The sequence below is a fragment of the Bacillus sp. AY2-1 genome, from assembly GCF_008368965.1.
GTDB classification, from domain to species: Bacteria; Bacillota; Bacilli; order Bacillales; family Bacillaceae_G; genus Bacillus_A; species Bacillus_A thuringiensis_S.
The window spans coordinates 48,052-61,877 of sequence record NZ_QPEL01000088.1 but is presented as its reverse complement, the minus strand read 5'-3'; the positions used below and the strand labels follow the sequence as shown (position 1 = coordinate 61,877).

The following is a 13,826-nucleotide window of genomic DNA, read 5'->3' as shown; positions in this document are numbered from 1 at the left end:
CCTTATTAAGGAGTGAATATGGAAAAATGCATAATTGACGAAAAATTTACATGTTATCATTATATATTGTTTTATGTATGTTAATTGTATAAAATGACACAAGTATCCACATTACATAAAGGAGGCTTATTATGCAAAAAATATTTAACTGGGTTAAATGTATGAGTATCAAGAAAAAATTAATCATTTCATTTTTTATTATTTTAACTATACCAGGAATTATTATCGGTGGTGTTTCATATCAAACTGCCAAAACAAATTTTGAACATCAAATGACAGATAAAGCAAAGGAGAATATTTCAGTTTTAAATACTGTTATTTCTCAAAATATAGAAGAGAAATTTGTTGATGCGACGTATTTTGCAGACATCTTAACAGAGGATACATATCCAAATGGACAAGAAGAGATAGTGAGAACGAAGTTAGCACAATATATAAAGCTTCATCCAGAAGTAGAAGGTATTTATATTGGAACGCAGACGGGAAAGTTTATAAGAGAACCATTTATCCAAATGGCTGATGGGTATAATCCAACAGATAGATCTTGGTATAAAGAAGCACATGAAAATAAAGGGAAAGTAATTGTTACTGCACCATATCAATCAGCATCTACAAAAAATATGGTAGTGACCATTGCGAAAGAAGTAAAAGATGGTAAAGGTGTTATAGGAATTAACTTAAATTTAGATAACATCTTAAAAATTTCCAAAATGATTAACATTGGTGAAAAAGGTTATGCAGTTATTTTAGATCAAAATAAGCAAATTGTTAGTCATCCATCTAGAAAACCAGGTGCGAAAGTTACTGATCCTTGGGTTAAACCAATTTATGAAGATAAACAAGGAAATGTGTCTTATACAGAACAAGATGATAAAAAGAATTTAATCTTTGTAACAAATGAAAAAACCGGCTGGAAAGTAGTTGGAGTTATGTTCGATGAAGAAATTACCCAAGCTGCCAGTCCAGTGTTTTATAAGACTTTAATTGTTATTGCTATCGCTATTGCATTTGGTAGTGTATTAATTTATTTCATTACAAGGTCTATTACAGGGCCATTACGAAAAATAGCTGAATCAGCATATAAAATTAGTAAGGGAGATTTAACAGAGAAAATTACAATCCATTCTAAGGATGACATAGGGAAATTAGGGACTTCATTTAATGAAATGTCTACGTCTTTACAAGATGTTATTACCCAAATTAGCTTTTCAGCAGAACATGTCGCGGCATCGGCTGAGGAGTTAACAGCGAGCGTACAGCAAGCAAATGATGCGACAGATCAAATTACAATTGCAATGGAACAAGTATCAGGTGGGGCTGAATCACAAAGTCAAGGTGTTGAAGAAGGTGCGGCTACATTACAAAAAGTAAATACAGCAATTCAAGATGTAACCGGAAGCGCAGAGTCAATTTCTATTTCCTCATTACATGCGAGAGAAAGAGCTGAAGAGGGAGAAGATTTAGTTGAACAAACTGCAAAACAAATGCAGTCTATTTCTAGGTCGGTATCCGAGTCAGATGCTATTATTAAACTTCTTGATGAGAAATCAAAGCAAGTAGGAGCTATTTCTGAAGCAATTCAAAACATAGCTACTCAAACGAACTTATTAGCTTTAAATGCGGCTATTGAAGCAGCAAGAGCAGGTGAACAGGGTCGAGGATTTGCTATTGTAGCAGATGAGGTTAGAAAATTAGCAGAGCAATCAGGAGAGTCATCTGGAGAGATTGCAAATTTAATTGCAGAAATTAAGGCGGATATTGAACATACTGTTAAGGCAATGGATAATGTGAATGGAGAAGTTCAACAAGGCCTTGATGTTGTAACAAAAACGAAAGTAAGTTTTACGGAAATTTTAAGTTCTACTACACATATTGTTTCTCAAGTTAATCAAATGGTAGAAACAACGAAGAGAATTGCTGGAGATGCAAATGAAGTGACAAATGCTATTGATGAAATTGCAGCGGCTGCAGAAGAAAATACAGCTAGTATGCAAAGTGTTGCAGCTTCAACAGAAGAACAGGTTAATTCAATGGAGGAAATTAGTTCAGCTTCGCAAAACTTAGCTGGGATGGCCGAAGAACTACAAGCGATGACTAGTAAATTTAAAGTATAATAACAGCAGATAAGTAAGGTGAAAATAATATCACCTTACTTATTTTTCTATTCAGCAATTAGGGGAGTCATTAACGGGATGAAAAAAAGAAAAAGACTATGGAATTTGTGGAAAACGATTACATTGTTAGTTTGTACAGTTGTAATTTTTTCTTTACTTGTGACAGATATATTAATTAGTCATAATGTAGAACGGGCGACGGAGGATAGCCAAGCAGAGAAAGCAAAAACAATTGCACACATTGTGGCGAATGATTCAATTGTAATCAATGGCTTGGTTGGGAAAGCGGATACTCCTGCAATCCAAACGTATACAAATAGGATATTAAAAAACACAGGTGTTCAATTTATTGTAGTTATGGACATGGATGGAATAAGAAAATCTCATCCAGATCCTCAAAAAATAGGTCGTCATTTCATTGGTGGGGACGAAGGGCCTGCATTGAAAGGAAAAGAACATGTATCGTTAGCAGAAGGAACTTTAGGTATTTCCATGCGAGTGTTTGTACCAATATTTTCTGAAACAGGTGAACAACTTGGAGCAGTGGCCGTTGGTATTTCAGCAGATAATGTAAAAGAGAGAGTTAAGGAAAGTAGACATATCATTTATATTGGTGTCGGAGTTGGAGTATTAGTCGGAATTATAGGAGCAATATTGCTAGCTAGACATATCAAGAAAAGTTTATTCGGTCTTGAGCCTCACAGGATAGCAAAAATTCTTGAAGAAAGAAATACGATGCTACAATCTGTAAAGGAGGGGATCATTGCTGTAGATAAAGAGGCTAGAGTAACGTTAATTAATAATGAAGCAAAACGTCTATTTAAAAAAAGTGGACTTGAAGAAAATTTTATCGGTAAAGATGTTGAGTTGTATATGCCAAATTCACGTATAAAAGAAGTATTGCAAACGGGAGAAGTACAATTAAACGAAGAACAAAATATTTATGGAATTACGATTGTGACGAATCGAGTTCCTTTATATGTAAAAGGAGAAATAGTGGGTGCAATTGCAACATTTCGTGATAAAACAGAGATTAGAAAACTAGCAGAGGAACTAACTGGTATTAGACTATATGCAGAAGCATTACGGGCACAATCTCATGAGTTTATGAATAAGATGCATGTCGTATTAGGGCTTACACATATGAAACAGTATGAAGAATTACAGAAGTATATAAGCGGTATGGTATCAGAGCATCAATATGAAATTGGTGGAGTTATGAAAAGAATAAAAAGTCCAGTATTTGCTGGTTTTTTACTAGGTAAGCTCAGCTATGCTAGAGAGAAAAATATAAAATTAATTATAAGTGAAGATTCTTATATGCCGGAAATAGATGATGAAAGTATTACTCATGAACTTATTACGATTGTCGGAAATTTAATTGATAATGCATTAGAAGCAGTGACGAATTGTGAAAAGAAGCAAGTTGAAATTGAGATACAACATGGGGATATATTAACTATTACAGTACAAGATACGGGAAAAGGTATACAAGAAAAAGAAATAGAGGAATTATTTACGAAAGGTTATTCCACAAAGGGAGATAACCGGGGTTATGGTTTGTATCTTGTAAAAGAAAGTATACAGCGAATAAATGGGGAAATTCATATGCATTCATTAGTAGGAAAGGGAACAACGATAACAATTGAAATACCTAAAGGTAGGGATGAGAGGCAAATATGATTAAAGTTTTAATTGTAGAAGATGACCCGATGGTAGCAATGTTAAATACGCACTATTTAGAGCAAGTAGGAGGGTTTGAACTTGTTCAAGCAGTTAACTCAGTAAAGTCGGCGATAGAAGTATTAGAGACATCACGAGTGGATTTAGTATTACTTGATATTTTTATGCCTGAAGAGACTGGGTTTGAGCTTTTAATGTATATCCGGAACCAAGAAAAAGAAATCGATATAATGATGATTTCAGCTGTACATGATATGGGGAGTATTAAAAAAGCATTACAATATGGAGTTGTAGATTATTTAATTAAACCATTTACATTTGAACGATTTAAAGAGGCATTAACTATATATCGAGAGAAATTTACTTTCATGAAAGAACAACAAAAAATTAGTCAATCGGAATTAGATTCGTTAATTTTACAAAAAGAAAAAAGAGAGCCTACTGTCACTAAAGAGCTTCCGAAAGGGTTAACGAAGCAAACGTTGCAATTAATTTGGCAGAAGATCGAGTCGCTGAATGGAAGAGTGTTTACAACAGATGAAATGGCACAATTAGTTGGAATTTCAAGAGTTTCTATTCGAAAATATGTAATGTTTTTGACTGACATTGGGGTGTTAGAAAACGAAATGATGTACCAACATGTGGGAAGACCTGTAAGTAAATTAAGATGTGTTGATCAAAAGAAAATAGAGTTTTACGTATAAGTCGCTTATACTTTTTTTAATTACAAAATCAATTACAAAACTTACAAAAACTATTTTTACTATTGAAAGCGTTTTAATATTGTTATTAAGAAAACGAGGGGGTGCCATATGGGAATTCAAAAGAATGTGGAAGCGGTATCATTTTCTGAAGGAAATGAAGTACAAAGAGAATCTTTCGCTTCTAAAATTATGAATGTAAAAATCGGTGTTATACCTTTACCGTTATATGTAGTATTGGCTGCTATTATTTATGGGGCATCTGTATATAATAAATTGCCAGCAGATATGATTGGTGGATTTGCAGTTATTATGATCATGGGGATTTTCTTAGGCGATATTGGGATGAGAATTCCAATTTTAAAAAATATCGGCGGTCCAGCAATACTTTCGTTATTTATTCCATCATTACTTGTATTTTTTAACTGGATGAATCCAGCTTCAATGGAAGCTGCGACAATGTTAATGAAAAAATCGAACTTTTTATATCTATATATTTCTTGTTTAGTAGTCGGAAGTATTTTAGGAATGAACCGTAAAGTGTTAGTACAAGGTTTCGTTCGTATGTTTATTCCTTTAGTAGTAGGGACGTTAGCTTCTGTAGCAGTAGGATTATTGGTCGGTTCACTATTTGGATTTGAAATGAAGCAGACATTCTTCTTTATCATCGTACCAATTGTGAGTGGTGGTATCGGGGAAGGAATTTTACCATTGTCGCTAGCTTATAGTGATATTTTAAATGAATCATCAGCAACGTTTGTATCACAGCTTATTCCAGCAGCTATTATTGGAAATATGTTCGCAATTGTAAGTGCAGGGTATATGAAGCGTTTAGGTGAGAAGAAACCGGAGCTTAGTGGTAACGGTGTATTAGTGAAAACGGACAATCAAGCAGAATTATTAAAAGAACAAAATACAGAGAAGCCAATTGACTTCTCATTAATGGGAGCAGGTTTATTAATTGCGTGTACGTTCTTCATCTTCGGAGGATTTGCTTCTAAGTTCATCGGTATTCCTGGGGCAATCATTATGATTTTCTCAGCAGCACTTGTGAAATACTTTAAATTAATGCCAGCGAAAATGGAGCAAGGAGCATTCCATTTATATAAATTTATTTCAAAAAATTTAACTTGGCCTTTAATGGTTGGATTAGGATTGCTATATATTCCGTTAAAAGACGTAGCAGCAGTTCTTTCAGTAGGATATGTTGTTGTGTGTGCATCGGTTGTTCTTACAATGGTAGCATCAGGTTTTCTTGTAGGGAAAGTGATGAAAATGTATCCAGTTGAATCAGCGATTGTAACTGGATGTCATAGCGGTTTAGGTGGAACTGGAGATGTCGCTATTTTATCGGCTTCAAATCGTATGGAATTAATGCCGTTCGCGCAAATTTCTACTCGTTTAGGCGGGGCAGCAATGGTTGTAACAGCGACAATATTATTAAAGATGTTTTCATGATTAAACAAGCTAGCTATATTCATATAGCTAGCTTGTCAAATTAAGGGGAGATTATAAGTATGTTAGCAAATCAAATTAATGAAAGATCATTGTTATTGCATAAAGAGTTAGTAGGGAAAATTGAAATTACAAGTAAAGTGGAGGTAAATTCAGCGGATGATTTAAGCCTGACGTATACACCAGGTGTAGCTGAGTCTTGTAAAGCAATTGCGGCAGATGAAGAAACGGTGTATGACTATACAGCACGTGGTAATATGGTGGCGGTTGTCTCAGATGGAACAGCGGTACTTGGTTTAGGAAACATTGGACCAAAAGCGGCTATGCCTGTTATGGAAGGAAAAAGTATTTTGTTTAAGAAGTTTGCGAATGTAGATGCTTTCCCATTATGTTTAGGCACAACGGATGTAGATGAAATCGTTACCCTTGTAAAAAATTTAGAGCCTACATTTGCAGGGATTAATTTAGAAGATATTGCAGCACCACGTTGTTTTGAAATTGAAAAACGATTAAAAGAAGAAACGAATATTCCTATATTCCATGATGATCAACATGGAACAGCTATTGTCGTTTTAGCAGCTGTTATTAATGCATTAAAAGTTGTTAGCAAACAAATGGATAATGTAAAAATCGTTATTAACGGTGCGGGTTCGGCAGGAATTGCAATTGGAAAATTATTATTAAAGGCTGGTGCAAAGTACATTACATTAGTTAGCTTAGAAGGTATTGTTTGTGAAGGTGAAACATGGATGAACGAAGCGCAAATTGAAGTTTCAAAAAAGACAAATCGTGAACATGTGCGTGGAACGTTAAAAGAAGCGATTCACCAAGCTGATATTTTTATTGGCGTATCTGCTCCTAACGTATTAACGAAAGAACTTGTACAGACGATGAATGAGAAAGCAATTGTGTTTGCGATGGCGAATCCAATTCCAGAAATCTTCCCTGAGGATGCATTAGAGGCTGGGGCAGCTGTAGTAGGAACTGGGCGCTCGGATTATGCGAATCAAGTAAATAATGTATTGGCGTTTCCCGGAATATTCCGCGGTGCGTTAGATGTGCGCGCGACTGATATTACAGAAGAGATGAAATTAGCGGCAGCATATGGGATCGCTAACATCATTACGGACGAAGAACGTAATGCGAATTATGTAATCCCGAATCCATTAGATAAAAGAGTTGTTCCAAGTGTTGCAGAAGCAGTAGCGAAAGCAGCTATTGATTCAGGCGTGGCGCAAATTACGAAAATAACAAGTTATTAATAGCTAAAAGCAGTGCCTAAAAGGCACTGCTTTTTTGAGATAAGAAATCAAAATAATGAAGAAGTGTAGAATTATTTATGTTTCTTCACTATTTATTTAATTCCATTGCAACTTGTTTACCATTTACTAAAACCTCAGTTACTGCTACGATCACTTCTATCATTTTTTTCATCTCTCATCTCTCCTCGTTTCATTTCTTACTTTAAGTATAAGAGAAGAGAGATAATTCAACTATCGAAGTACATGACGTAGAAATTACATTGTTGTAAGAAAGTGGTTTATTTTTGTCACTTTACTCAGCGGTGATTACAAACTGATCATAATATTTTTCATTCACATATATATTTAATAACCATAATCCAGATGAAGGTAGTGACATAGCGAGAGGGAGTTCGCTTGTAGTAGAATCGATTGTATTTGAAGTAGTCCAAGTTTGTTTGGAAGTTTCTTTTTGAAAGAGTACTGGTGTTGGAGTTACAGATCCTTGTTTTAGCGCAATAATAGACAATTTTCCAGTTGGTATTTCAGAATCTAGAAAGTACCACATTATTTCATTTTGTTCATTTGCGATAATAGGACTATCAGCCATTGCGATTTTTTTTTCGATGCCTTTTAAAGGTATTTTTCCGTCTATGAATGAGGGTGCTTCTTCCCAATTTACATCTTTTAAAACACTAAGGTGAAAGAAGGAAGGTGCGTTCACTTGAGTGGATGATGTTGTGACAGCTTCTGTTTTAGGTACTTTTGAATCAGGTTGTGCTTGTGTGCATCCAGTGATGAGGAAGGAGAGAAGTAGCATAGTTCCGATTTTTTTCATGGTGCCACACTCCTAGTTTTTATTGTTAGTGTAATTGTATTTGCTAGAAGGCGGGACAATTCCTTTAAATTATAAAAAGAGGTCGTAAGTTTTGTACGACCTCTTTTGACATTTTTTATCCCGTAAAAGCCCGATTGGTGTAGGTTAATAATCTGTGGGGGGGATGAACAAACCCACACTGATTAAAGTTTCACCTTATATTTGTTCCGTTGTATAGGTTGGTTCGGTTTCTTTTTGAGGCATCGTCAAAAAAATAACGGACAGAACGATACATACGCCGCCTAATAATTGATATGTTCCAAAAGATTCATTTAGCCAAGTGATTGAAACGATGGCAGCTACAAGGGGTTCAATGCTAGATAAAATGCTTGTTTCTGTTGCGGCTAAATATTTCAGACTACCGATATAAAGAAGGAAAGAAAGAGTGCCGCTTATAATGATAAGAATAAGCATAGAAAAAGTTTTTGGTGTAAAGGTTTGTGAAAGCTGACTCCATCCAAACGAACTATTACAAATAAGCAGGGCGATGCCGCCGATTAACATCCCCCAGCCAATTACTATGGTTGTTCCGCATGCTTTAATAAGCGAAGCTGGATGGAGGGTATAAAATGCAAATCCGATTGCTGTTAATAGTCCAAAAATAATAGCTTCTTTAGATAAAACAACATTTTCAATTGAGCCATTTGTAATAATGAAGTATGTCCCTGTTAGCGCAGTTATAATTGCGAATAGTTGCATAGAAGCAGGGAATTTTCTTTGTTCAAATGCAACATACATGGTAATAAGAACAGGACCTAGAAATTGAAATAGCGTTGCTGTGACCGCGTTACTAATATGAACCGTTTCGATAAAGGCGTATTGTGCACCGAGCATGCCGAGAATAGAGAAAATAATAAGTTGTATAGAATATCTAGGGTGTTTCCAAATTTGAAATATGTTTTGTTTCTTTGTAAGTAAGAAAGACAAAATAAATATTCCTGCAAGCAACAAGCGAATTGTTAAAAAATCAATTGAGGATACATTAGTATGCTGAAATAGCCACTGAATCATTGGACCAGATAATCCCCATAATGTAGCCCCTGTAATAATCATAATAAGTCCGATACGTCTACCATTGTTCATTATCATGTTTCTCCTCTCCGGTATTTGATTTTTTATGTGTGACATGATAAAAGGAATTATATATAACTTCTGGTACTGTAAAAAGTATCAGATTTTAGTTTTATTAAGGGGTCAGATATTATGTTAGAATTAACGCCTAATTTAAATGTGAATAGTAAAAAGGCATTATATGTGCAATTGTATGAGTATATAAAAAAAGAAATTAAAGATGGATCGATTGTACCTTTTACGAAATTACCAGCTAAGCGAAAGTTAGCGATACATTTACAAGTAAGTAAAAATACAGTAGAGGCAGCGTACGAACAATTACTTGCAGAAGGTTATATTGAGTCGATATCGAGAAAAGGTTATTTTGTATGCAAGATTGAGCAAATGGTTCATGTAGAGGATTGCGGAGAGAGAATAGAAGAAGTACCGTTTCAGGAGAAGAGTTATAAATTTGACTTTACACAAACAGGAATTGATACAAATGCTTTTCCATTCAATATGTATCGGAAAATTGTAAATGAAGTATGGCAGCCGCATAATAACGAACTTCTCTTTCTAGGACACCCTCAAGGGGAAGCGAGCTTAAGAGAAGAGATTACGAATTATTTGTATGAATCTAGAGGTGTGCGTTGTTCAGCTAGTCAAATTGTATTAGGAGCGGGAACACAAATATTAGTGAAACTATTGTTTCAATTGTTAAAGGGAAGCAATTATGCAGTTGAAAACCCAGGGTATCATAGGAAGATGGTTGTTTTTGAACAGGGAGAAGCAAGAGTCCAAATGTTATCTTTAGATAGAGATGGAATTTGTATTGCAGATTTAGAAAATAGCAATGCGAATGTTGTATTTGTTACACCTTCCCATCAGTTTCCATATGGAATGATTATGCCTATTACGAGAAGGATGCAGCTCTTACAATGGGCAAAGAAAGAAGAGGGCAGGTATATGATTGAAGATGATTATGATAGTGAATTTCGCTATTCTGGAAAGCCTATACCGGCGCTACAAGGGTTAGATACAGAGGGGAAAGTTATTTATATGGGGACGCTATCTAAAGCATTATTGCCATCGCTACGGATGAGCTATATGGTGTTGCCGAAGAAATTAATTAAAAAGTATCAACAGCAATATTTATTTTATACACAAAGTGTTTCAAGAATGGACCAAGAAGTGATTAGAAGATTTTTAAATGAAGGCTATTGGGAAAAACATATTCATAAAATGCGTGTCGTCTACCGAAAGAAGAGAGATCGACTTGTTTTTGAAATAGAGAAGTATTTCTCTAATCGTGTTGAAGTGATAGGAGAAGATTCGGGATTACACATTTTATTAAAAGTGCATAACGGAATGCGGGAAGAAGAATTAATTCAAGAAGCTGCGAAACATAGTATCAAAATATATCCTGTGTCTACGTACTATAAAGACGGTACGGCGCCTGAGAGTGTAGTTTTACTTGGGTTTGCGATATTATCAGAGGAAGAAATTGCGAAAGCGATTCAATTATTACACACGGCATGGTTTACCAGAAAGTAAAAAACATCCTCCAAACATGAGGATGTTTTTTATTATTTATTTTCATCTAAGAATAAGACCATATGCTCTTCGTCCCAATATTGTCCGTTATATTTTAATGAACGTTCTTGTACACCGAATGTTTTAAAACCTAATGATTCATAAAGTTTTTTCGCTCCATCGTTGCCAACAACAACATCAAGCATAACTTGTTCTACTTCTAAAGATTTAGCAAGCTCAAGACATTCTTTAATAAGTGCTTTTCCTGCTCCAAGTCCACGTGCTTTTGGAGATACATATACAGAACCGATTTTAGCTTTATGTTCTTGTTTTACATATGGTTTCGTTTCCAGTGTTGCAACCCCGATTAATTTTCCATCTTTAAATGCACCTAGCGTATAGTTTTCATCTTGTGCTAATTTTTGTGCTTTATATTCAATCGCACACTCTTTATTAATAATATCTTCATAAGAAGAGCTGAATGCTTCAGGGTTTTGCTTTAATCCTTCTACGCGAAGTTCTAAGTAAATTTCTGCTTCGTCTTTTGTTAATACATGGATATCCAATTATATCACCCTCCAAATCTTTGCAAATGTACCTTTATTTTATATTGAAATAAGAATAATTTCAAAAGCTTAGCTTATATGAGCTGTTTTTATGAACAAAATAACACCAGTAGTGTTTACTACTACTGGTGTTTTCACACGCATATTATTCAAAAGGTAGCTCGATTATAAAGTTTGTTCCCGCTCCTAATTGGCTTGTTACTAGAATAGAACCGTTATGCAATTCTACAATTTCCTTTGCAACAGCTAGCCCGATACCTTTTCCGCCTGTAGCTCGTGTTCTAGATTTATCGACACGATAAAAGCGGTCAAAAATATGCGGGATATCTTCTTCAGGAATACCTTCACCTTCATCTTGTACACTTATTGTAAAAGAATCTGTTTCCATGAGTACACGTATCGTAATAGATGTGTTTTCTGGCGAATGTTGATAAGCGTTGTGTAATAAATTTAACATAACTTGTTCCATACGTCTTTCGTCTATACAAACTTCTAAATCATCTTTGCAATATACATGAAGTTGCATTTGCTTATTCGTTAATGTTGTTTTTGTTTTTTCAACCATTCGTTCTAAAAATGGCTGAAGAAGCACTTTTTGTTTTTTTATAACAAATTGGTGTTGTTCTAATTGTACAAGCATAAATAAATCTTGGACGAGATCGGTTACACTATCCGTTTCATCCTCAATGATTTGTAAGTATTCTTCTCGCTCCTCTTTTGTTAAAGAGTCTCTCTTTGCTACCTTTGCATAACCCTTCATATAGGTCAATGGAGTTAATAGTTCATGAGCGACACTAGCGAGAAATTCATTGCGCTCTTTTTTCATATACGTAAGTTCACTCGATAAATCTTCAATTGTTTTTGCTAAACTTCCGAGTTCATCATTCCGTTTAATACCTAATTGAATTGGTTTATTTAATTTTGACATTTTTTCTGTCGCTCTCTTCATTTTTACAAGTGGTTCTGTAATAACGCGTGAAAAAACAAAGACAGAAATTGTTGTTAAAATAATTGTTAAAACGCTAATGATAAGAAATTGGTTCATGAGTTTAAGTAACATATTTTCTAGGAAAGATGTTTTTAATAGCATATATAGCTTTCCTTGAAACTTTGTTGTGTTAAGTGGGCTTACTGTTGTGATGAACTTTGATTTTTTCCAGTTTCTTTCAACGACCAATCCGCCGTCTGGGACAGTTTCTGTTTTACAAGTAAGTTGTTTTTGCATATCTTTTGTTACGGGTTCTGAGGTGGAAATAATTTTGCCGTTATGGTCAGTAATAATGATAGCTATATCGGAGTTAGAAATTGATTCCGATTCAACTAAGTGTGCAGCCTCATTCGTAATATCGAACTCAGGATACACAGGACGTTTAGGATTTTTATTATGTTCAGCGTGTTTCATTTCTTTATAATATTCATCCCGTCTCTCGCGGCTTTTAATTTTTTTACTATAGCGATTACCTTTCTCTAAAAGAGCATCTGTTTCCTCTACAATACGCATTTTTGAAAGGCTTTTATAAAAAGATACGAAAGCAATTGTTTCAATACATAAAGCTAATATTAAAAAGTATGTCCCAATTTTAAGGGAAAGTTTACTCATTTTTTCACCATACCTTATTCATAATAAAGAGTCAGTGGTATACGATTTCCCACTGACCGAAGTAATTATTCACTTTTCCATTTATATCCGACTTTATAGACCGTTTCTAGGTAATCTTCAATTGGAAATCCTTTTTTGCGTAGTTTATCACGGATATTACGAATGTGTGAATCAATTGTTCTATATTCGATATCTGTTTCATAGCCCCAAATTTTTTCGATTAAATCATCTCGGCTATAAGCACGGTTTGTATTTTGCAAAAATAGTCCGAGTAACGAAAATTCGATAGGAGTTAATGAGATTTTTTCATCATAAACTGTGACAGTATGTTTCGTTTTATCCCACTCAATACCATTGAAACTAACAAAGCCATCTTTCTTTGTACGGCGTAATATAGCCTCGATTCGTGCCACTAATACATGCTCATCAAATGGTTTTGTAATATAATCATCTGCGCCCATCGTGAGGCCTTTCACCATATCGTAGTTTTGGTTGCGAGCTGTTAACATAATGATAGGAACGTTGGAAATTTGACGAATTTGATAGCAAGTATCCCATCCATCCATACTTGGCATCATAACATCTAATAAAATAATATCGAATTCTTTTTGTTCGATTAATTTTAGTGCTTCAAGGCCAGAGGTAGCTTTCATACAAAAATAGCCGCGAGGGCTTAAGAACAGATCTAATAATCGTAACATACGTTCTTCATCGTCTACTAATAAAATTTTTACCATAATCTTGTGCACCCCAAACTGTTCATTCTACTTGTATAGTTTACATGAAAATAGTCAACTACCCCCACTGAAATGAATCGTTTCAGTGGGGGCTTGAGTTTGAACGCTAGGTCTTTTCGTCCATCGCTAGACAGTTTGACGCTCTAGCATTCATGCCACCTTATGGTAACACCCCAAGTATGTTTTTGGTTGGTACTGGCAACGAATGATTGTTTTCCCACTTGCACCACCCTTTCGAAAAAGAGCAATTCTCCCTTGTGGAAGAAGCC

At 34.9% G+C, this 13,826-nt stretch carries 11 protein-coding genes and 1 pseudogene; 7 read left to right on the top strand and 5 right to left on the bottom strand.

All coding sequences use genetic code 11. From position 1 onward, the window contains the following. Nucleotides 1–131 precede the first annotated feature (131 nt). From DN403_RS32345 to DN403_RS20795, 6 genes and pseudogenes are all read left to right on the top strand, one after another. Nucleotides 132–1,175: pseudogene (locus DN403_RS32345) on the top strand (HAMP domain-containing protein); the annotation flags it as partial. After that, entirely contained in the window at nt 1,167–2,114 is a 948-nt protein-coding gene (locus DN403_RS32340; RefSeq protein ID WP_481747566.1) for a methyl-accepting chemotaxis protein, read from the top strand. The pseudogene DN403_RS32345 and the gene DN403_RS32340, both read left to right, overlap by 9 nt. A gap of 78 nt (nt 2,115–2,192) precedes the next feature. Beyond that, entirely contained in the window at nt 2,193–3,797 is a 1,605-nt protein-coding gene (locus tag DN403_RS20810; protein ID WP_000746398.1) for a sensor histidine kinase, read from the top strand. Further along, nucleotides 3,794–4,501, top strand: a complete 708-nt coding sequence (locus tag DN403_RS20805; RefSeq protein WP_000598691.1) for a response regulator — start codon at nt 3,794–3,796, stop codon at nt 4,499–4,501. The genes DN403_RS20810 and DN403_RS20805 overlap by 4 nt, the downstream gene beginning before the upstream one ends. A gap of 108 nt (nt 4,502–4,609) precedes the next feature. Then, complete coding sequence (locus DN403_RS20800) at nt 4,610–5,956, top strand: 2-hydroxycarboxylate transporter family protein (protein WP_000512725.1); 1,347 nt, start codon at nt 4,610–4,612, stop codon at nt 5,954–5,956. 59 nt (nt 5,957–6,015) lie between these two features. After that, on the top strand, nt 6,016–7,215 hold the full coding sequence (locus tag DN403_RS20795; RefSeq protein WP_000880775.1) for an NAD(P)-dependent malic enzyme: 1,200 nt from the start codon (nt 6,016–6,018) through the stop codon (nt 7,213–7,215). Between the two features lie 292 nt (nt 7,216–7,507). Here the strand turns inward: DN403_RS20795 and DN403_RS20790 are convergent, their stop codons facing one another. Then, nucleotides 7,508–8,032: a DUF4871 domain-containing protein gene (locus DN403_RS20790; protein ID WP_000719685.1), complete on the bottom strand. Its 525-nt coding sequence runs from the start codon at nt 8,030–8,032 to the stop codon at nt 7,508–7,510. A gap of 195 nt (nt 8,033–8,227) precedes the next feature. Further along, nucleotides 8,228–9,154, bottom strand: a complete 927-nt coding sequence (locus DN403_RS20785) for a DMT family transporter (RefSeq protein ID WP_001059061.1) — start codon at nt 9,152–9,154, stop codon at nt 8,228–8,230. 120 nt (nt 9,155–9,274) lie between these two features. Here DN403_RS20785 and pdxR point away from each other — a divergent pair, with 120 nt between their 5' ends. Beyond that, nucleotides 9,275–10,675, top strand: a complete 1,401-nt coding sequence (gene pdxR, locus DN403_RS20780) for a MocR-like pyridoxine biosynthesis transcription factor PdxR (protein WP_000891922.1) — start codon at nt 9,275–9,277, stop codon at nt 10,673–10,675. Nucleotides 10,676–10,707: 32 nt separating this feature from the next. On the opposite strand, the gene DN403_RS20775 is transcribed toward pdxR, so the two are convergent. From DN403_RS20775 to DN403_RS20765, 3 genes are all read right to left on the bottom strand, one after another. After that, entirely contained in the window at nt 10,708–11,220 is a 513-nt protein-coding gene (locus DN403_RS20775) for a GNAT family N-acetyltransferase (protein ID WP_000351212.1), read from the bottom strand. 145 nt (nt 11,221–11,365) lie between these two features. Continuing rightward, nucleotides 11,366–12,820: a HAMP domain-containing sensor histidine kinase gene (locus DN403_RS20770; RefSeq protein ID WP_000041024.1), complete on the bottom strand. Its 1,455-nt coding sequence runs from the start codon at nt 12,818–12,820 to the stop codon at nt 11,366–11,368. 65 nt (nt 12,821–12,885) lie between these two features. Next, nucleotides 12,886–13,557 (bottom strand): response regulator transcription factor, encoded by a 672-nt coding sequence (locus DN403_RS20765; protein ID WP_000238957.1) that lies wholly within the window; start codon nt 13,555–13,557, stop codon nt 12,886–12,888. Nucleotides 13,558–13,826 lie beyond the last annotated feature (269 nt).